The organism is Pseudomonas sp. IT-P4 (assembly GCF_949767755.1).
GTDB classification, from domain to species: domain Bacteria; phylum Pseudomonadota; class Gammaproteobacteria; order Pseudomonadales; family Pseudomonadaceae; genus Aquipseudomonas; species Aquipseudomonas monachiensis.
The window spans coordinates 142,422-162,592 of record NZ_CATKPX010000034.1; the positions used below are offsets into that span (position 1 = coordinate 142,422).

Sequence of the window (20,171 nt, forward strand, 5' to 3'; positions counted from 1 at the left end):
CAGGGGTTTGCGGTGTGCTCAAAGGGCTACATCCATCCGCTGAATGTTGCTCATCACAGGAATAAATTTCAAAAAAACCTGGTGGCTGACTATGGTGGTGGCTGTCTTCGGATCGCCAACAAGAGAACAAAACATGAGCCAGACACCGTCGAATATTCAGCGCGCCGCCGTCATCGGCGCGGGCACCATGGGCCGTGGCATTGTCATGTGCCTGGCCAACGCCGGGGTGGCCGTGCAGTGGGTCGACAACAATCCGCAAATGCTGGAGCAAGCGCTGGCCACCGTGGCCGACACCTACGCCCACAACGTGCGCCAGGGCCGCATTGACCAAGGCGAAGCCGATGCCCGTGTGGCGCGGGTTACGGCGGCGGATGGTTATGTGGCCATCCGCGATGTCGACCTGGTCATCGAAGCGGTGTACGAAAACCTTGAGCTCAAGCAGAAAATCTTCCGCGAGCTCGATGGCCTGCTCAAGCCTGAAGCGATTCTGGCGAGCAATACTTCGGCGCTGGACATCGATGCCATCGCTGCGGCCACACGCCGGCCGCAACAAGTACTGGGCCTGCACTTCTTCAGCCCGGCGCACATCATGAAACTGCTGGAAGTCGTCCGTGGCGCGCAGACTGCACCGGCGGTACTCGACGCGGCGCTGGCGCTCGGCCAGCGCATGGGCAAGGTCAGTGTGGTGTCGGGCAATTGCGACGGTTTCATCGGCAACCGCATGCTCAATACCTATGTGCTCGAAGCGCGGAAAATGCTGCTGGAAGGCGCTTATCCCTACCAGGTTGACGCTGCGCTGCAGGGCTTCGGTTTCGCCATGGGGCCGTTCCGCATGTTCGATGTGGTGGGCGTCGACCTGCAATGGCGCTCGCGCCAGCTATCCGGCATCGGGCAGGATGCGCCGGAGGTCCAGGTGGATAATCGTTTGTGTGAGCAGGGACGTTTTGGCCAGAAGAGTGGCAACGGTTTTTACCACTATGAACCCGGCAGTCGTCAGGCCGAACACGATCCGCAGGTGGATGCACTGGTGCTTCAAGTCAGTGAGGAGCTGGGGTTCCAGCGCCGCGAGATCGGCCCGGAAGAAATTCTCGAGCGCTGTTTGCTGGCACTGGTCAACGAAGGCGCGAAGATCCTCCAGGAAGGCATCGCCGGGTCGGCCCGCGATATCGATCTGGTGTACCTCAACGGTTACGGTTTCCCGGCGGACAAGGGCGGGCCGATGGCCTGGGCCGATCAGCAAGGGCTGGCGGACATTCACCGGCGCTTGATGGACTTTGAGACGCGTCAGGGCGATCACTGGCAACCGGCGCGGGTGATTGGCGAGTTGGCGGCAGCCGGCAAAGGCTTCGCTGACAAGTGATTGTTGTGGCGGCTGTGAGGGCGCCTTCGCGAGCAAGCCCGCTCCCACACTGTTACTTCATTGCCTGCAAAATTTGTGTCCGGCGATGATCCATTGTGGGAGCGGGCTTGCTCGCGAAGAACGATAACGCGGTTTTCGCCTTAGACTGGCGAACCCACTCAGGAATCAACACCAATGCCCCAACGCACCGACTATCCGCACTTCCAGCCCATCACCACCCGCTGGCACGACAACGACGCCTACGGTCACGTCAACAACGTGACCTACTACAGCTTCTTCGATACGGCGGTGAACACTTACCTGATCGAAGTCGGCGGCCTGGATATCCATGATGGTGAGGTGGTGGGGTTCGTGGTGAGTTCTTCCTGTGATTACTTTGCTTCCATTGCCTTCCCGGACCGCATCGAGATCGGTCTGCGGGTGGGCAAGCTGGGCAACAGTTCGGTGCAGTACGAACTGGCCGTGTTCAAGCAAGGAGAAGACGAGGCCTGCGCGGCGGGGCGCTTTGTGCATGTGTTTGTCGATCGTGCATCGAATCAACCCGTGGCGATTCCTGCCGGGTTGCGCGGGGCACTGGAACGTCTGGTGGTTCAGTAAGGCAAAAAAAATCGCAGCCCTTGGGCTGCGATTTTTGTTGTACTCACCAGCGAGGCGCTCGAGGCCTTAGTCGCGGTAGTACTTGTGGTGGTGCTTGCGATGGCCATAAGCATGGCCACGGCCCGGATGGCCGTCACGGTAGTAACGACGATCGTCATGGCCGCGATACGAACGATGACCGCCGTCTTCATCATCGTAATCTTTGCCCATGTAGTTACCTAGCGCGCCACCAGCACCGCCGCCCGCTGCGGCGCCGATCAGGCTGCCAGTGGTGCCGCCCACGCTGCGGCCGACCACGTTACCGCCCGCTGCACCCAACGCACCGCCAAGGGCTGCTTCGCCACGGCTGTGCTTGTTTGCGCCGACGGCGCTACCACCCGCGCCACCCAGGGCCGCGCCGATGGTGGAACCTGTGCTGCCGCCTAACGACTGACCGACGACCGAGCCTAAAACCCCGCCCAATGCGCCGCCTACACCGGCTTCGGTGGTGCCGCCAGCAGACGCGATACCGCTGACCAGGCCAAGGGACAACAAGAGAATCGAGGAGAACTTCATGGAGGAACCTCAAGGGGATGACGGCGCGATCCTGAGGCTCTGGAATGGGCGTGACAATCGAAATCCGACGAATAACACGACTTGTATACAATATTGCAAGTTACTGTTTTTTGGGCGGAACTTAACGTTTTTTTGCAGGTCTTTTACTTATTCGCAAAGGCCGTTTTCATAAGAAAGCGGCCTTTTTTGTGGGCGAAAGGAAAGTGCAAGGTCCGGAAAGTTTGTTGTTTGATCTACCGTCTTCGTCGGAACGTTCCGACGAAGGGGTCGGCACAGACCAAGCGTTACGCAGACCTGGCCATGATCAACCCGGTCTCACTCGCCGCTTCCAACCGGATCGCCACGAATTTCGATGTCGGCGTATCACTGCCATCGCCGGTGCTTTCCAGCGGCACCAACGGGTTCACCTCCGGATAGTAGGCCGCCGCTTGCCCGGCCGGGATATCAAACGCCAGCAGGGTGAAGCCTTTTACCCGACGTTCCACGCCATCGTCCCAGAGCGAAACGATGTCGGCCTTTTGCCCCGGCTTGAAGCCCAGGCGAATGATGTCGGCTTCGTTGACGAACAACACATCGCGCTGACCTTTCACGCCGCGATAACGGTCGTTGAGGCCATAAATGGTGGTGTTGTACTGATCATGGGAACGCATCGATTGCATGATCAGGTCCGGCAGTACTCCGGTGGCGCGGGTGCGTTCGTGCACCAGGTCTTTGGGCAGCGCGTTCGAGCGGAAATTGGCCCGGCCCGAAGCGGTGCTCCACTTGCGTGCGCCGGCACTGTTGCCCAGGTAGAAGCCGCCCGGGTTCTTGATTTTCTCGTTGAAGTCCTTGAAGCCGGGAATGGTCTCGGCGATCAGGTCGCGGATGCGGCTGTAGTCGGCCACCAGCCAGTTCCAGTCCACCGGGTGGCTGCCCAGGGTCGCGGCAGCGATGCCGGCCAGGATCGCCGGTTCCGAGCGCATCTGGTTCGACAGCGGCTGCAGTTGGCCATTGGAGGCGTGGACCATGCTGAACGAGTCTTCGACGGTGATCGCTTGCGGGCCTTGGGTCTGGATATCGATGTCGGTGCGGCCCAGGCACGGCAGGATCAGCGCGTCCTTGCCGTGGGTCAAATGGCTGCGGTTGAGCTTGGTGCTGATCTGCACGGTCAGGTCGCAGTTTCGCAGGGCCTGGAATGTGCGCGGGCTGTCTGGCGTGGCCTGGGCGAAGTTGCCGCCCAGACCGATGAAGACTTTCGCCCGCCCTTCAGCCATCGCATGAATCGCCTCGACCACGTTGTGGCCGTTGTCGCGTGGCACCTTGAACTGGAAGCGCCGCTCCAGGACATCGAGGAACGCGGCAGGAGGGCGTTCGTTGATGCCCATGGTCCGGTCGCCCTGCACGTTGCTGTGACCACGCACCGGGCACAGGCCGGCACCCGGCCGGCCAATGTTGCCGCGCAGCAGCATCAGGTTGGCGATTTCCTGGATGGTCGCCACCGAATGGCGGTGTTGGGTGATGCCCATGGCCCAGCACATGATGACGTTCTTGCCCTTGGCGTACATGCGCGCCGCTTGCTCGATTTCCACCAGGCTCAGGCCGGACTGCTCGACGATCTGCTCCCACGGGGTGTCGTCGATGACGGCCAGGTATTCCAGCACGTTGACGCTGTGCCCGTTGAGGAAGTCGTGGTCGAACACCGCCGGCTCACCGGTTTTCTGCGCGTCACGCTCCCACAGCAGGAGGAATTTCGCCATGCCGCGCATGATCGCCATGTCGCCACCCAGGGCCGGGCGGAAGAATGCGGTGTTGGTCGGCTTGTCGCCATTGGTGAGCATTTCGATCGCGTGCTGGGGGTGCTGAAAACGCTCCAGGCCACGCTCCTTGAGCGGGTTGATGCACACCACTTGGGCGCCGCGCTTCACCGCTTCGCGCAGCGGTTCGAGCATCCGTGGGTGGTTGGTGCCGGGGTTCTGGCCCCAGACGAAAATCGCATCGGCGTGTTCGAAGTCGTCGAAGGTCACGGTGCCTTTGCCGACCCCGACGCTTTGTGACAACGCGACACCGCTGGCCTCGTGGCACATGTTCGAGCAGTCAGGGAAGTTGTTGGTACCGTAGGCGCGCACGAACAGCTGATAGAGGTACGCCGCTTCGTTACTTGCCCGGCCCGAGGTGTAGAACTCGGCCTGATCCGGGCTCGACAGGCCGTTCAGGTGTTTGGCGATCAGGGCGAATGCGGCGTCCCAGCTGATCGGCTTGTAGCGATCGGTCTCGGCGTCATAGCTCATCGGCTCGGTCAGGCGGCCCTGATACTCGAGCCAATAGTCGCTTTGCTCCAGCAGCGACGTGACGCTGTGCTTGGCGAAGAACTTGGCATCGACACGGCGTTTGGTCGCTTCCCAGTTCACCGCCTTGGCGCCGTTCTCGCAGAACATCACCATGCCCTTTTCCGGAGAATCGCCCCAGGCGCAACCCGGGCAGTCGAAGCCACCGTTCTGGTTGGTCTTGAGCATGATGCGCAGGTTCTTCAGCGCGTTGTCGCTGGTCAACCAGGCCTGGGCCACGCTGATCAGTGCCCCCCAGCCACCGGCCGGGCCTTTGTAGGGCTTGAAGCGAGGGACGGGTTTCTGGTCGGCCTGACGGTGTTGACTCACGCTTGATTCTCCAACGTTGGGCTGTAGACCCGCGGTGCATTCTTCTGAGGCAGATGGATGAGATTGAGGTTGTGGCGACGGGCCCATTGCACGGCAAGGCCCGTGGGCGACGACAGGCTGACCAGGGTCTGGATGCCAGCGCGCAAGACTTTCTGGATCAATTCGAGGCTGCAGCGGCTGGTGACAATCGCCAGGCCGCCAGCGGTCGGGATTTTTTGCCGGATCAATCCGCCGATCAGTTTGTCGAGGGCGTTGTGCCGGCCGATGTCTTCGCGGCCCAGCAGCAACTCGCCCTTGTCATTCATGAACACTGCGGCATGCACCGCACCGCAATGTTGGCCCAAGGGCTGGAAGGCACCGATGCGCTCGCGCAGGCCATCAAGCCATTCGACCGGCGGCAATGGGGCGCCGGGCAATACTTGAAGGTCAGGCAACGCCTGCTCGACTGCTTCCACGCCGCACAACCCGCAACCGCTGGTGCCGGCCAGTTGCCGACGCTGCTGCTTGAGGTTCCAGAACGCGCGGTTGGCGATGGTCACTTGCGCGTATTGCGCCGATCCCGAGCCGCTGAGTTGCAGGTCATAGATGTCCGTGGCGTCCTGGATGATGCCGCTGCCCAGGCTGAAGCCGACGATGAAATCTTCCAGGTCCGTGGGCGTCACCAGCATGACCGCCTGGCTGATGCCGTTGAAGGCAATCGCCAGCGCGACTTCCTCGGCCAGCGCAGTGCTGGCCGATTCGGAGTATTCGAGATTGCTATAGCAGTACGTCTGGCTTGCGGAGGGCGCGGGCGCTTCGAGGGCAGGCGCCGCGCATGCAGGGCGCTTGGTGTTCATGGCATCACCGACGGTTTGATCAGCTTTAAGACTAGGCGCGGCAAGTTGTCACGTCTAATCGCTAATACTGATCTGCCGATAGATGCCGTCGATCAAGCGCCGATCAGCGATTGTTGATAGAGGGCAAAACAGGCTTCTGCCAGCGCCGAGCGTGGCGCGCTGCGACGCATGATCAGCCCCAGGCGTCCGAGGGTCTGGGCGTTCTCGATCGGTTGCAGGCGCAAGTGTTCGGTCAGGCCTTCGAGGCCGCCGTTCAATGGCATTACGGCGCAACACAAGCCGCCGTGCACGGCTTGTAACAGTTGATGCACGGCATCGGTCTGCAGCAACGGTTGCGGGGTCAGGCCACGGCTGTGGAAGTTGTGGTCGATGGACTGGCGAAAGTGCATGCCGCTGGTGAGCATGCCCAGCGGCAGTTCGATCAAGGATTCCCAGCTCAGCGGTGCCTCGCCAAAGCTGAAGAAGCGTTGATCATAGAGCAGGCCCATGCGGGTTTCGCTGAAGGCCAGTGAGTCGAAGTGTTCGGTATCGAGGCGTTCCAGGTAGGAAACGCCGAGGTCCAGGCGATTGTTCGCCAGTTGCTCGAGGATCTGCTCGGAACTCAGGGCCGAGAGTTCGAAGCGCAGGTTTGGGTGCTCGGCGTGCAAGCGTTGCATCAGTGGCAGCGGATCGAAGCTCGACAACGGCACTACGCCCAGGCGCAAGGTGCCGACCAGATTGCCGCGACAGGCGGCTGCCTCGGCGTACAAGCCGTCGTAGGCCGCCAACACCGTGCGCGCCCAGGCCAGCACCCGCTCGCCTGGCGCGGTGAAGCCTTCGAAGCGCTGGCCGCGATTGACCAACGGCAGGTCGAGTTCTTCTTCGAGGCTGCGCAGGCGCATGGACAGGGTCGGCTGAGTGATGTGGCAACGCGCGGCGGCCTGGCCGAAATGGCGGGTTTCGTCGAGCGCGATGAGAAATTTCAGCTGCTTGATGTCCATCTGCGCTCCAAGGGGTGGGAAGGTGCGGATTCTATCGCAAGCGGGGTCATTGGTCGGGTTGGATTCGCAGGTGACGACCGTGGTCTAGGCTTTGACGTCTGGAACCCGAAACCCAAGGAGAGTGCACCATGAGTCTTTTGAGCTTTGTGAAGGAAGCAGGCGAAAAATTGCTGGATTTGCTGACGCCAGGTAACGCCAACGCCAGTGAGCAGTTGAAGGAGCACATCAGCAAGGTCGGCCTGGGCAACCCGAATGTGCAGGCGACGGTCGACGGCGACAAGGTCACGGTGACCGGTGAAGTGGCGAGCCAGGAAGAGAAGGAAAAGATTCTGCTGGCGGTGGGTAATATCGCCGGGGTTGGCAGTGTGGATGATCAGATCACCGTGACCGGCCCGGTCGTGAAAGCGGCGGTATTTGTCACCGTGGTGAAGGGTGACACCCTCAGCGCGATTTCCAAGCGCGTGTACGGCGATGCCAACAAGTACAACAAAATCTTCGAGGCCAACAAGCCGATGCTGTCGCACCCGGACAAGATCTATCCGGGGCAGTCGTTGCGGATTCCTGAGTAACACGAGGCCCGTAGGAGCTGCCGCAGGCTGCGATCTTTTGACCTTGACGCAATTAAGATGAAAAGATCGCAGCCTGCGGCAGCTCCTACGGTCAATCAAAGTCCCGCAATCAAATCCCGATAATCCCCGACCGCCGCAAACTCCGCCGTATCCTTCGGCCCCTTGCGGCTGTCCGGCTCGCGCACGGCCAGCAAATGCGCCACGCCAAAGTCCCGTGCACTGCGCAGGATCGGCAAGGTGTCGTCGATGAACAGGCTACGCGCCGGATCGAAATCGATATCGGCTTGCAGCGCATCCCAGAATTGCGGGTTTTCCTTGGGGAAGCCGTAGTCATGGGAACTGATCAAGCGTTCGAAGTAGGGCGCCAGTTCGATTTTTTCCAGCTTCAACGACAGCGCATCCCGATGGGCATTGGTGATCAGCACCACGCGCTTGCCCGCCCGTTTGATCGCCGCCAGAAAGGTGTCGGCATCCGGACGCAGGGCGATCAGGTGCGCGGTTTCCAGTTTCAGGTCGCGCACCGACAGCTTCAGTTCGGTGCTCCAGAAGTCCAGGCAGTACCACTGCAACTGGCCGGCATTGCGCTCGAACAACGGCTGCAATTCCATCTCGGCCATGGCCCGGCTGACCCTGTGCAGTTCGGCGTAACGCTGGGGCAGGTGCTCCATCCAGAAGTGATTGTCGAAATGCAGGTCCAGCAGCGTGCCGTCCATGTCCAGCAGAACGGTATCGATGTCGGACCAGGGTAATGAAGGCATGGCAACGTCTCGGGCAGTAGAAAGATTTCTGGCGTAAACAATCGGGAAAGCCGCGTTATAGTAGCGCGTTCACGCCAAGGAGCTTTGCATGCGCCAGAAACCCACCATACTCGCCCGCGAAATTGTCGCCACCAGTCGATTGTTCTGCGTGGAAGAGATGAAGCTGCGCTTTTCCAACGGCGTGGAGCGCACGTATGAACGCCTGGTCGGCAAGGGCGCCGGGTACGGCGCGGTGATGATCGTGGCGATGCTCGATGCCGAGCATGCGGTGCTGGTCGAGGAGTATTGCGGCGGCACGGATGCATATGAAATGTCATTGCCCAAGGGCTTGATCGAGCCGGGTGAAGACGTGCTGGCGGCGGCCGAGCGCGAACTCAAGGAAGAGGCCGGATTTGGCGCGCGGCAACTGGAGCACCTGACCGAGTTGTCGCTGTCCCCCGGTTACATGAGCCAGAAGATCCAAGTGGTGCTGGCCACCGACCTCTACGAAGAGCGTCTGGAAGGCGACGAGCCCGAGCCGATGCGGGTGGACAAGGTCAATCTGCGTGAACTCTCGGCACTGGCGCAAAACCCGCAGTTTACCGAGGGCCGTGCCTTGGCGGCGCTGTACCTGGCCCGAGACCTGTTGACTCAGCGCGGAGCGTTCCAGCCATGAATTTCCCACACCCGATGATGGCATCGGTGATTGAACTGGCCTTGCAGGCCGGTGATGCGATCCTGCCGTTCTGGCGCACAGGCACGGCCGTCACGGCAAAGGCTGATGATTCGCCGGTGACCGCTGCCGACCTGGCTGCTCATCACCTGATTCTGGCCGGGTTGACGGCGCTCGATCCGAGCATCCCGGTGCTCTCCGAAGAGGACGCCAACATTCCCCAAAGCGTGCGGGCCGGCTGGCAGCGCTGGTGGCTGGTCGATCCGCTGGATGGCACCAAGGAATTCATCAGCGGCAGCGAAGAGTTCACCGTCAACATCGCGCTGATCGAAAACGGTCGGGTGGTGTTCGGCGTGGTGTCGATGCCGACCAACGGGCGTTTTTACGTCGGTGGCGCTGGTCTCGGTGCCTGGCGCGGCGATAAAGGTGGTACGCCCGTGGCGATCAAGGTGCGTGATGCATTAGCGCCCGGTGAGTCCTTCACCGTGGTGGCCAGCCGTCGCCATTCGAGCCCGGAGCAGGAGCGCTTGCTGGCCGGGTTGAGCGCCAGCCTTGGCGAGCTGCAACTGGCCAATATCGGCAGTTCGCTGAAGTTTTGCCTGCTGGCCGAAGGCGCCGCGGATTGCTATCCGCGCCTGGCACCGACTTCCCAGTGGGACACGGCGGCAGCGCAAGGTGTGCTGGAAGGCGCGGGCGGTGAAGTACTGGAGTTGAGCGGTGAGCCGTTCAGCTATCCGGCGCGGGAGTCGCTGTTGAATGCGTTCTTCCTGGCATTGCCGGCGAAGGCAGCCTGGCGGGAGAAGCTGCTGGAATTGGCGCGGTCCTGAGATTCACACCTTTTTGTGGCGAGGGAGCTTGCTCCCGTCGGGGCGCGAAGCGGCCCCAATGCTTTATTGCGGCTACTGTGTAGCCTGACGGGAGCAAGCTCCTTCGCCACAGGGTTTCTTACCGATCTGAAGTTCAGCGGTGCAACACGTACTGCCCGACAAACCTCACCGCATCCTCATCACGACCTTCATTGACGACCCGCGTATGCAGCGTCAACCGCGCTCGGCTGTATCGCTGGAAGGTGGTCAGGAATTTCTTCCAGATCACCGGGTCCGGCGCCTGGCAAATGGCGTGGGCATCCCCCGTCACCGGCAGCGGATAGCTGATCTGCCCTTCCTGAATCACGATGTGCCCGTCGGTAATGCCTTCCTCCTTGAGGCGCAAATGCAGCCAGCCCCAACCGGCCAGGACCGCGCCGCAATACAGGCTGCCGCCGAACATGGTGCTCTTGTGGTTGACGTTGGCTTCCAGCGGCAAGTGCAGGCGCAGTTGCTGGTCATGCCAGTCGAGCACTTTGAGGCCCATGTCCCGGGTGAGGGGAATGTCATGATGGAGAACGGATTCCAGTTGTCGACTGTCGCGGCTCATTCAGGGGCCTCTGGCGTGAAGTGGATGATTGGACGGTAGCTCAGTCGAGATCGTCAGGGTGGGCCGAGGCACCACTGTCGGCGAAACTCAGACCGTGCTTGCGCAGTTTGTCATGCAAGGTCTTGCGCGGAATGCCGAGGGCTTCGGCAACGCTGCGCACGGAGCTGTGCGAGCGTGCCAGTTCGGCGGCGATGAGGGTTTTTTCGAAGTTCTCCACTTGCTCGCTCAAACCGCCGCTGACGACTTCGACCCTGTTGCCAGCGCCGCCATCCGGCGTGCTGTTGTCGAGGGCCAGTTCCAGCCCGAGGGCAAAACGTTCGGCGGCATTTTGCAGCTCGCGCACGTTGCCGGGCCAGGTGTGGCGCAGCAGCAACGCACGTTGCCCCGGTTGCAGTTCATGGGGTGGCAAGCCGTGGCGGGCACTGGCTTCATCGGCAAAATGCTGGAACAGCATCAGCGCATCTTCGCCCCGTTCACGCAGCGGTGGAATCCGTAGCGGCGCGACGTTCAGGCGGTAATACAGGTCGGCACGGAAACGCCCCTGATCCGCCGCCTGGCGCAGGTCTTCCTTGGTGGCGGCAATGATGCGGATGTCCAGCGGGATCAGTTGATTGCCGCCCAGGCGTTCGACCACCCGCTCTTGCAGCAAGCGCAGCAACTTGACCTGCACATCCAGGCTCATGCTTTCGATTTCATCGAGGAACAGCGTGCCGCCATTGGCGAATTCGAACTTGCCGATGCGACGTTTCTGCGCGCCGGTGAAGGCGCCGGGCTCGTGGCCGAACAGTTCGCTTTCGACCACCGATTCGGCCAGGGCACCGGCGTTGATCGCCACGAACGGACCGTTGCGACGGCTTGATAAATCGTGCAGCGCCCGGGCCACGACTTCTTTGCCAGCGCCGGTTTCGCCGAGGATCAGCACGTCGGCCCTGGTCGCCGCCAAGGCGCCGATCTGCTCGCGCAGGCGCAGCATCGAAGGTGAGTGGCCGACCAGGCGCGTGCTCAGCTCGTTGCGGTCGCTCAAGGCCAACCGCAGGCTGCGGTTGTCCAGCACCAGTCGGCGCAGGGCCAATGCGCGGCGTACGCTGTCGAGCAGGGCGTCACTGGCGAAGGGTTTTTCCAGAAAGTCATAGGCTCCGGCGCGCATGGCCTGAACCGCCAGCGGCACATCGCCGTGGCCGGTGATCAACAGCACCGGTAGCTCCGGGTCCTGGGCGTGCAGTTCGGTCAACAGTTCGAGACCGTCCATGCCGGGCATGCGGATGTCGCTGACCACCACCCCTGGCCAGTCGCGTTCAAGTTGCGCGGCCAGGCCCTTGGCTTCGGCCAGTGGCAGGATTTTCAGGCCCGCCAGATCCAGCGTTTGACTCAGGGCTTGGCGCAAGTGGGGATCGTCGTCGATCAACACGACCTGAATGCGGTTGTCGATGGTCATGCACTTCGGTCCTCGGACGGTTGCAGGCTCACGCCCGGTGCGCCTGCGCGCAGCTTCAGGGTAATCAGGGCGCCGCCCTCCTTGTGGTTGGCGAACGACAGTTCACCGCCGAAGGCGCGCATCAGGGTTTCGCAAATCGCCAGCCCCAGACCGAGGCCCTGGGTTCGGGTCTTGGTGGTGTAGAACGGCTCGCTGGCGCGCCCAAGGGCTTCCATGCAAAAGCCTGGGCCGTTGTCGCGAATGTACAGGTTGACGCCATCGGCCGTGGATTGGGCACTGAGCCAGAGTTTACGTGGCGGGCCTTTTTCCGTCAGGGCGTCCAGGGCATTGGCCAGCAGGTTGCCGAGCACCTGGCGCAGGCGGGTTTCCCCGGCCTCGACCCACAGGGTGGCGGCGGGCAAGTCGCGGATCAGTTCGACTTCCATGCTGCGTCGACGCTTGGCCAGCAAGGCCAGGGCATCGTCCAGCGCCGGTTGCAGGGCGACGCTTTCCGGGGCGTGGCGGTCGCGCCGGGCAAAGGCGCGCAGGTGGGCGATGATCGAGGCCATGCGACCAGTCAATTCGCTGATCAGCTTGAGGTTGCCTCGGGCGTCGTCGGTGCGCTGGTGATCGAGCAATACTTCGGCGTTTTCCGCATAGCTGCGAATTGCTGCCAGCGGCTGATTGAGTTCGTGGCTGATGCTCGCCGACATGGTGCCCAGCGCCGACAACTTGCCGGCCTGCACCAGATCATCCTGGGCGCGGACCAGCTCTTGCTGGGCCTGCTCGCGTTCCAGCACTTCCTGTTTCAGGCGTCGGTTCAGGCCCTCGAGATCGCTGGTGCGCTCGGCGACCCGGCCTTCCAGCTCGCGGCGGGCCTTGGCTTCGAAAGCGATGCGTTCGAGGTAGTGGCGACGGCGCTGCATCATCAGGCCAAGCAACAGCATCAACACCAGCAACGTTGCGCCACCGATAGCCACCACTGTGCGCACCGGGCGGTCGATCAAGGTGCGCGGGGCGAGGATGCTGACGTCCCAGCCGGTTTCAGCGATCTGCCGGGTCTGGGTCAACCAGGCATTGGTATTGAGCTTCAGCGGTTTTGGGTCGCGGGTTGGATAGGGCTGGATCGCCGTGATGGCTTTGCTTTCGTCTTCGCTCAACGGGCGGGTCGAGCGGAATCGCCACTCCGGTCGCGAGGTGAGAATGACCACGCCGTTGTGGTCGGTCAGCAGCAGTTGTTCCGGGGTTTTGCCCCAGAGGCTTTCGGTGTGGTCGAGGTCGACCTTGACTACCAGTACACCAACGATTTTTTCGCCATCACGTACGCCGGCGGCAAAGAAGTAACCGCGCTTGGCGGATGTCGTGCCCAGGCCGAAAAAGCGCCCGAGGCGCCCGGCCATGGCTTCGCTGAAATACGGCCGGAAGGAAAAATTACGCCCGACAAAACTGTCGTGTTTGTCCCAGTTGGAGGCGGCCAGGGTCTTGCCGGTGGCGTCCATCAGGTACATGACTTCGGCACCGGTCTGGGTGGCGATGTTTTTCAGCAAGCGGTTGGCATTGCCTTGGGTGACGCCATCGTCCGGCGCGCCGAGCACGGCACGCAAGGCCGGCAGGTCGCCGAGGATTTGCGGCAACACTTCATAGCGGTGCAGGGTACCCAGCAGGTTGGCGACGTAGAGGTCGAGGGTCTGACGATTCTGGCTGGCCAGCTCGCTGCGGTAGTAACGCTCGGCGAGATGCTCCAGCGGCCACAGCAACGGTGCCAGGCACAGTGCCAGCAGGGCCAGGCTGCGCCAACGGGGTCTGGGAGGAAGAGTTGGTTTCATGAGCAGCATGCGCCTGTGGGTACAGGCGCATTATGCCTAGGCTTGCCCGCCTTGGGTCAGTTGCATCTTGATTGGCGAGTTTCAGCCGGCCTGTCAGGCAAAGACATCGGCGTCCCTGAAAAATACCCCGGCCTGATCTTTCGCCGACAGCTGCGGCGTGCCTTGCAGTTGCCAGTCGATGGCCAGGTCCGGGTCGTCCCAGCGAATGCTGCGCTCGGCCGATGGCGTGTAGTAGTCGGTGGTTTTGTAAAGAAACTCGGCAAATTCGCTCAAGACCACGAACCCGTGGGCGAAACCTTCCGGGACCCAGAGCTGGCGATGATTGGCGGCAGACAGGCGCACAGCGACCCATTTACCAAAGTGAGGCGAGCTGCGACGGATGTCTACGGCGACGTCCAGCACTTCACCGACCGTGACGCGAACCAGTTTTCCCTGGGTATTTTCCAGTTGGTAATGCAGGCCGCGCAGCACGCCCTTCTGCGAACGGGAGTGATTGTCTTGAACGAATTCAGTCTCCAGCCCGGTGGCCTCTTTGAATGCCCTGGCGTTGAAGCTCTCGTAGAAGAAACCACGTTCGTCACCAAAGACCTTGGGTTCGAGGATCAGAACACCGGGCAGGTCGGTGGTCACTACATTCATGGTGGCTCTCCAGCAGTGTGCGTTTAATGGCCGCCATTCTTGCGCAAAGTGCTGATCGAGGCGAGTACCAGAACAAAACCTGTGGGAGCAACTGTGTTCACAAATGCCCTCATACCAGTTCCGGGGGGTTGCGTATCGCCCGAACCAGTGGCGATATAGGCGCCTAATAAAATTTCAGGGGTCGTTGTATGCCGCTCGCCACGTTGATTCATCGCGCCAGTTTGCCCAGCCCGCAGGTGTCTGCGGAGCAAGCGCTAGGGCTGCTGGAAGAACATTACGGGTTCAGTGGCAGGTTGCAGGCCCTTGGCAGCCAGCAAGACCTGAACTACCGCGTCGACAGCGAGCGGGGACGTTTCGTCCTGAAAATCTGCCGTGGCGACTACTCGGTACTGGAACTCCAGGCACAACATGCCGGGCTCAAGCATCTGGGCGAACATCCCGATGTACATGTGCCGCGTGTTATCACGGCGAAAAACGGTGCAGACCTGCTGTCGCTGGACGTGGATGACCAGGCGGTCCACGTTCGCCTGCTCGACTACATCGAAGGCCAGCCGCTGACGAGCCTCGCTCGTTTCACCCCGACGGTGGTGTCCGGCTTCGGGCGCCTGTGTGGTGAAATGGACCTGGCCCTGGCGGATTTCGACCATCCGGGGCTGGAGCGAACCCTGCAATGGGACGCCCGCCATGCTCACGCCCTGATCGCGCATTTGCTGCCATTGATCAAGGATGAGGCCCAGCGCAAACTGATTATCGAAGCGTCCGCGCAAGCCGAGCGGCATTTGCAGCCACTGCAGGACAAACTGCCGGTGCAGGCCATTCACATGGACATCACCGACGACAACGTGGTGTGGCAGCGCGATGCGCAGCGCCATTGGCAGCTGCAAGGCGTGATCGATTTCGGCGATCTGGTGCGCACCTGGCGCATTACCGATCTGTCGGTGACCTGCGCAGCGCTGCTGCATCATGGCGAGGGCGATCCGTTCTGCATTTTGCCGGCAATCCAGGCCTATCACGCGGTCAACCCGTTGCAACACGAAGAACTGCTGGCGCTGTGGCCGCTGATTGTCGCCCGCGCGGCGGTGTTGGTGCTCAGCGGCGAACAGCAGATCAGCATCGATCCTGGCAATGCCTACAGCCGCGACAATCTGGTCCATGAATGGGAAATCTTCCGTGTGGCCACGTCGGTGCCGTTGGCGCTGATGGAAGCGGCGATCCTCACCGCCGTCGGCCAGAACCTGCCCACCATCGGCAGCGAAGGTTTCGCACCGCTGTTGCCGAACCTGGTGGGGCGAGAGTTCGCGCTGATAGACCTGGGCGTGCTCAGTCCGCATTTCGAGGCCGGGAATTGGGAGCAGGAGGGCGTCGATCAGCGCCTGCTGGATGAAGCGGCCGCGGCACATGGCCTGGCGGCCAGTCGTTATGGGCAATACCGCCTGTCCCACACCCGCCCGGACAGCGCAGCCGAACCGGACACTTGCCCGTTGCACGTCGAGTTGCGTGTGCCTCAGGGCACGGCGGTCGAAGCGCCGTTTGCCGGGGTGGTGCATCATCCATCGGCGGGCGTGCTGCAACTGGACGGCCCGCAATTGAGCGTGCGGCTTTGGGGCGTCACGCCGTCGCTGCACAGCGGCGCGGCCCTGGTCAAAGGCCAGGTACTGGGCTCGGTCAGCGGGCCATTGATCGTGCAGTTGTGCCGTGGCGCGTCGATCAATGCGCCGTTGTTCTGTACGCCTTCGCGCGTGGCGGCCTGGCAGGCGTTGTGCCCTTCGCCGGCGGCGTTGCTGGGTCTGGCCTGTGACGCAGAAGCCGAACTCGACGGCCCGACCTTGCTGGCCCGGCGCGATGCCAGCTTCGCCCGCACGCAAAAACACTATTACGTCGACCCGCCGCGTATCGAGCGTGGCTGGCGCAACCATTTGATCGACATGCAGGGCCGTTCCTACCTCGACATGCTCAACAACGTGGCGGTGCTGGGCCACGGTCATCCACGCATGGCCGCCGTTGCCAGCCGCCAGTGGTCGTTGCTCAACACCAACTCGCGCTTCAATTACGCAGCCGTGGCCGAGTTCTCCGAACGTTTGCTGAAGCTGTCCCCTGACGGCATGGACCGCGTGTTCCTGGTCAACAGCGGCAGCGAGGCCAATGACCTGGCGATTCGCCTGGCGTGGGCCTACAGCGGCGGCCGCGACATGCTCAGTGTGCTGGAGGCCTATCACGGCTGGACGGTGGGCGCGGATTCGGTGTCGACCTCGATCGCCGACAACCCCAAGGCCTTGAGCAGCCGTCCGGACTGGGTACACCCGGTGACCGCGCCAAACACCTATCGCGGTGAATTCCGTGGCCCCGACAGCGCGCCGGATTACGTGCGCAGCGTCGAACACAACCTGGCGAAAATCGCCGTGCAGAATCGCCAACTGGCCGGATTCATCTGCGAACCGGTGTATGGCAATGCCGGCGGTATCTCGTTGCCCCCAGGCTATTTGAAACAAGTCTATGCCATGGTCCGGGCTCGGGGCGGCGTGTGCATCGCCGACGAAGTGCAGGTCGGCTACGGGCGCATGGGCGATTTCTTCTGGGGCTTCGAAGAACAGGGCGTGGTGCCGGACATCATCACCATGGCCAAGGGCATGGGCAACGGTCAGCCACTGGGCGCGGTCATCACCCGCCGGGAAATCGCCGAGGCGCTGGAGGCCGAGGGTTACTTCTTCTCGTCCGCAGGCGGCAGCCCGGTCAGTTGCCAGGTTGGCATGGCCGTGCTGGATGTGATGCAAGAAGAAAAACTCTGGGAGAACGCCCAGGTCGTGGGCGGGCATTTCAAGAAGCGCCTCGAAGCATTGATCGATATTCATCCGTTAGTGGGCGCGGTGCACGGTTCCGGTTTCTATCTGGGTGTCGAACTGATCCGCAACCGCGAAACCCTGGAACCGGCCACCGAAGAAACCACCGCACTGTGCGATCGTTTGCGTGAACTGGGGATCTTCATGCAGCCGACCGGCGATTACCTGAACATCCTCAAGATCAAGCCGCCGATGGTCACCTCGCGCCAAAGCGTGGATTTCTTCGTGGACATGCTGTCGAAGGTGCTCGCGGAAGGGCTGTAAACACATCCCCCTGTAAATGCGGGCCAATGTGGGAGCGGCGGTGCGACGATTCGACTTGCTCGCGAAGAGGCCGGTATATCCGACGCAAATATTGCGCCTGGAATGCCGCTTTCGTCGGAACGCCGCCCGGAGCAAACCCGCTTCCACATGGATGGTGGTTTTAATTCGATTGATATCGGCTTTTTATCGGTTGTTTTTGTAACGGTGGATGTAAGGTGCTTCAAAAGCCGATATTTATCGGATATAAAGTGGCCAGTCCACGGCGTGTACCAATGCGCTTCCATTTCTGTCAGGTATCAATGTCACTCCGGAGTCCTGAGCCATGACCACGTTGAACAGCACCCCTCGCGCCGACGGCTTCTACATGCCAGCCGAATGGGCACCCCAAACCCAGGCCTGGATGATCTGGCCCGAGCGCCCGGACAACTGGCGCCTGGGTGGCAAACCGGCACAAGCCGCCCACGTGGCAGTGGCCAAGGCCATCGCCCGCTTCGAACCGGTAACCGTGGCGGTTTCCGCCGGCCAGTACGAAAACGCCCGCGCCCGTCTGGATGTGCCGAATATTCGTGTGGTTGAAATGTCCAGTGACGACGCCTGGGTCCGCGACACCGGCCCGACCTTTGTCATCAACAACAAGGGTGAAGTCCGTGGCGTGAACTGGGATTTCAATTCGTGGGGCGGTTTTGACGGCGGCCTGTATTCGCCGTGGAACCGTGACTCGCAGGTCGGCGGCAAGATCCTCGAGATCGAGCGCAGCCCGCGCTACCGCACCGAAGGCTTCGTGCTGGAAGGCGGTTCGATTCACGTCGACGGCGAAGGCACCCTGATCACCACCGAAGAATGCCTGCTCAACCGCAATCGCAACCCGCACATGAGTCGCGCAGAAGTCGAAGCGGTCCTGAGTGCGAACCTGGCTGTGGATAAAATCATCTGGCTGCCGGATGGCTTGTTCAACGACGAAACCGATGGCCATGTGGATAACTTCTGCTGCTACGTGCGCCCGGGTGAAGTGCTGCTGGCCTGGACCGATGATCCGCAAGACCCGAACTACCCGCGCTGCCAGGCAGCGATGAAAGTGCTGCAAAGCAGCACCGACGCCAAGGGCCGCCCGTTCACGGTGCACAAGATGCCGATCCCGGGTCCGCTGTTTGCGACCGAGCAAGAGTGCGCCGGTGTCGATCCGGTCGACGGTACGCAGGAACGTAATCCGACTGTTCGCCTGGCCGGTTCCTACGTGAACTTCCTGATCGTCAACGGCGGCATCATCGCGCCGTGCTTTGACGATCCGCAGGATGGCCCGGCAAAGGAGATCTTGCAGAACCTGTTCCCGCAACATGAAGTGGTGATGGTGCCTGGTCGCGAACTGTTACTGGGGGGCGGCAATATTCACTGCCTTACCCAGCAACAACCCGCGCCGCACAAGGAGTGAGTGAAGCCGTAACAGCTTGAGTTGATTGCAAAATTCCTCAGGCTGTCGATCAGCCACCATTGTTGCACGGAGCCCGCGGCCCTACAGGCCTGCGGGCTTTTTTGTATCTACAAGGACACACTTCAGAAACCTTGGCACAGCTCTTGTATCTCTGCTGTTGTAACTCGGGGAGGGGGAGGACTTCGATGTTCTGTCATAAACCTTGGATAAGTTAGCCGCTCACAAACCGGGAGAGAGCGCTGAAATGAACGCCGAAGTGAATGTTGTGGGCGAAAAGGCGTTGCATCCCCTGGCAGTAAATAGCGAATCGCTCCAGATCCTGGCGCACTGGTTCAAGTCCAATGGAATGCGTCAGATCAGCGAAACTGATCCGCGCCGGACGATGATCGAGCGTTACCCTGCTGGTTTATTCAGCGAAGCGGAACTGGATGCGTTGTGGGATGTGATGGAAGGATAAGAAGAAAAACAACGGATTGAACAAGAAAAGCGCTGCCGGGATGGCAGCGCTTTTTTTTCCCGCCGATTCATGCAATCACCAAGACCTCACAGGGTTTTGTGAGGCAACCATTCGACCGATTCAAGCAACAGACTGAAAGCCAATCCGGCGTTTTTCCGGGGCCGCTGCGGCACTAACCTGCCGACATCGAATTTTCCTGAATTTCTGTCGGAGCTTTCCCATGATCCTGCATTACATCTACGACCCCTTGTGCGGTTGGTGCTACGGCGCCAAACCGCTGGTGCAAGCCGCCCAGGCTGTGCTGCCCGTGATTGCACACGGTGGCGGCATGATGACGGGGGCCAATCGGCAAAAGGTTTCGCCACAACTGCGCAATTACGTCATGCCTCACGACCGGCGCATCGCCGAATACAGCGGGCAGCCGTTCGGTGAAGCCTATTTCGAAGGGTTGCTGCGTGATCACAGCGCCGTGTTCGACTCGGCGCCACCCATCGCTGCGGTGCTGGCTGCCGAGCAAATGACCGGTCGCGGGCTGGAGTTGCTGGGAAATTTGCAAAGTGCTCACTACGTTGAGGGGCGCCGCATCGCCGACGAGTCGGTACTGTTTGAACTTGCCCAGGGCATGGGGCTGGACCGCGAAGCCTTCGAAAAAGCCTTCAGGTCGGCCGACACCGAAGGCCATATCAGGAACAGCCGTGCTCTTCTGGCCAAGGTCGGCGGGCAGGGCTTTCCGACCCTGGCGCTTGAGCACGATGACCAATTCACCCTGATCGATATCGGGCCATGGCTAGGCAAGCCCCAGGCATTTGCGCAGTGGCTGGGTCAGTCGCTACCTGATCAGGGGGCATCCATTTCCGTAGCAGCCTGTGGCCTCAATGGCTGCGATGATTGAATATTCCTGCCGCGTAAAGCCATTTCTTAGACGGTTTTCGCCTGTTTTTAGAAGATT

Annotated in this window: 18 protein-coding genes; 9 read left to right on the top strand and 9 right to left on the bottom strand. The window is 61.3% G+C overall.

What is annotated here, in order from left to right; translation table 11 throughout:
• The first annotated feature begins 133 nt into the window (after positions 1–133).
• Complete coding sequence (locus ACM6IT_RS14000) at positions 134–1,360, top strand: 3-hydroxyacyl-CoA dehydrogenase NAD-binding domain-containing protein (RefSeq protein ID WP_414918203.1); 1,227 nt, start codon at positions 134–136, stop codon at positions 1,358–1,360.
• 174 nt (positions 1,361–1,534) lie between these two features.
• Positions 1,535–1,957, top strand: coding sequence for an acyl-CoA thioesterase (locus tag ACM6IT_RS14005; RefSeq protein ID WP_007972849.1), 423 nt, complete (start codon positions 1,535–1,537; stop codon positions 1,955–1,957).
• Positions 1,958–2,023: 66 nt separating this feature from the next.
• Here the strand turns inward: ACM6IT_RS14005 and ACM6IT_RS14010 are convergent, their stop codons facing one another.
• From ACM6IT_RS14010 to ACM6IT_RS14025, 4 genes are all read right to left on the bottom strand, one after another.
• Positions 2,024–2,512 carry a glycine zipper domain-containing protein gene (locus ACM6IT_RS14010; protein ID WP_056726904.1) on the bottom strand — a complete coding sequence of 163 codons (489 nt, stop codon included), beginning with the start codon at positions 2,510–2,512 and terminating at the stop codon, positions 2,024–2,026.
• A 284-nt stretch (positions 2,513–2,796) separates the two neighbouring features.
• Positions 2,797–5,145 carry an FdhF/YdeP family oxidoreductase gene (locus tag ACM6IT_RS14015; RefSeq protein WP_414918204.1) on the bottom strand — a complete coding sequence of 783 codons (2,349 nt, stop codon included), beginning with the start codon at positions 5,143–5,145 and terminating at the stop codon, positions 2,797–2,799.
• Positions 5,142–5,981, bottom strand: coding sequence for a formate dehydrogenase accessory sulfurtransferase FdhD (fdhD, locus tag ACM6IT_RS14020; RefSeq protein ID WP_223541938.1), 840 nt, complete (start codon positions 5,979–5,981; stop codon positions 5,142–5,144). Before fdhD ends, ACM6IT_RS14015 begins: the two co-directional genes overlap by 4 nt.
• A 92-nt stretch (positions 5,982–6,073) precedes the next feature.
• Positions 6,074–6,961, bottom strand: coding sequence for a LysR family transcriptional regulator (locus ACM6IT_RS14025; RefSeq protein WP_056726901.1), 888 nt, complete (start codon positions 6,959–6,961; stop codon positions 6,074–6,076).
• A 128-nt stretch (positions 6,962–7,089) separates the two neighbouring features.
• Here ACM6IT_RS14025 and lysM point away from each other — a divergent pair, with 128 nt between their 5' ends.
• Positions 7,090–7,530: a peptidoglycan-binding protein LysM gene (gene lysM, locus ACM6IT_RS14030; protein ID WP_007972838.1), complete on the top strand. Its 441-nt coding sequence runs from the start codon at positions 7,090–7,092 to the stop codon at positions 7,528–7,530.
• 95 nt (positions 7,531–7,625) lie between these two features.
• On the opposite strand, the gene yrfG is transcribed toward lysM, so the two are convergent.
• Positions 7,626–8,288 (bottom strand): GMP/IMP nucleotidase, encoded by a 663-nt coding sequence (gene yrfG, locus ACM6IT_RS14035; protein ID WP_056726900.1) that lies wholly within the window; start codon positions 8,286–8,288, stop codon positions 7,626–7,628.
• Between the two features lie 88 nt (positions 8,289–8,376).
• On the opposite strand from yrfG, the gene nudE reads away from it, so the two are divergent.
• Both nudE and cysQ read left to right on the top strand, forming a co-directional pair.
• Positions 8,377–8,943 carry an ADP compounds hydrolase NudE gene (gene nudE / locus ACM6IT_RS14040; protein ID WP_056726899.1) on the top strand — a complete coding sequence of 189 codons (567 nt, stop codon included), beginning with the start codon at positions 8,377–8,379 and terminating at the stop codon, positions 8,941–8,943.
• A complete protein-coding gene (gene cysQ, locus ACM6IT_RS14045) occupies positions 8,940–9,767 on the top strand; it encodes a 3'(2'),5'-bisphosphate nucleotidase CysQ (protein ID WP_409079093.1) in 828 nt (275 codons plus the stop codon). Before nudE ends, cysQ begins: the two co-directional genes overlap by 4 nt.
• Positions 9,768–9,900: 133 nt before the next feature.
• Here cysQ and ACM6IT_RS14050 read toward each other — a convergent pair whose 3' ends face one another.
• From ACM6IT_RS14050 to rfbC, 4 genes are all read right to left on the bottom strand, one after another.
• The gene (locus ACM6IT_RS14050; RefSeq protein WP_056726897.1) at positions 9,901–10,356 is read right to left on the bottom strand and encodes a thioesterase domain-containing protein; all 456 of its coding nucleotides are present in this window, start codon (positions 10,354–10,356) and stop codon (positions 9,901–9,903) included.
• Positions 10,357–10,396: 40 nt separating this feature from the next.
• Positions 10,397–11,791 carry a sigma-54-dependent transcriptional regulator gene (locus ACM6IT_RS14055; RefSeq protein ID WP_056726896.1) on the bottom strand — a complete coding sequence of 465 codons (1,395 nt, stop codon included), beginning with the start codon at positions 11,789–11,791 and terminating at the stop codon, positions 10,397–10,399.
• The gene (locus ACM6IT_RS14060; RefSeq protein WP_223541940.1) at positions 11,788–13,596 is read right to left on the bottom strand and encodes a sensor histidine kinase; all 1,809 of its coding nucleotides are present in this window, start codon (positions 13,594–13,596) and stop codon (positions 11,788–11,790) included. The genes ACM6IT_RS14055 and ACM6IT_RS14060 overlap by 4 nt, the downstream gene beginning before the upstream one ends.
• A gap of 93 nt (positions 13,597–13,689) precedes the next feature.
• Positions 13,690–14,235: a dTDP-4-dehydrorhamnose 3,5-epimerase gene (rfbC, locus tag ACM6IT_RS14065; RefSeq protein ID WP_056726895.1), complete on the bottom strand. Its 546-nt coding sequence runs from the start codon at positions 14,233–14,235 to the stop codon at positions 13,690–13,692.
• Positions 14,236–14,423: 188 nt separating this feature from the next.
• Here rfbC and ACM6IT_RS14070 point away from each other — a divergent pair, with 188 nt between their 5' ends.
• From ACM6IT_RS14070 to ACM6IT_RS14085, 4 genes are all read left to right on the top strand, one after another.
• Positions 14,424–17,336, top strand: a complete 2,913-nt coding sequence (locus ACM6IT_RS14070; RefSeq protein WP_414918205.1) for an aminotransferase — start codon at positions 14,424–14,426, stop codon at positions 17,334–17,336.
• A 322-nt stretch (positions 17,337–17,658) separates the two neighbouring features.
• Entirely contained in the window at positions 17,659–18,765 is a 1,107-nt protein-coding gene (gene aguA, locus ACM6IT_RS14075; RefSeq protein WP_414918206.1) for an agmatine deiminase, read from the top strand.
• Between the two features lie 244 nt (positions 18,766–19,009).
• Positions 19,010–19,222: a hypothetical protein gene (locus tag ACM6IT_RS14080; RefSeq protein ID WP_008003171.1), complete on the top strand. Its 213-nt coding sequence runs from the start codon at positions 19,010–19,012 to the stop codon at positions 19,220–19,222.
• 220 nt (positions 19,223–19,442) lie between these two features.
• A complete protein-coding gene (locus ACM6IT_RS14085) occupies positions 19,443–20,114 on the top strand; it encodes a DsbA family protein (RefSeq protein WP_414918207.1) in 672 nt (223 codons plus the stop codon).
• Positions 20,115–20,171: the final 57 nt, after the last annotated feature.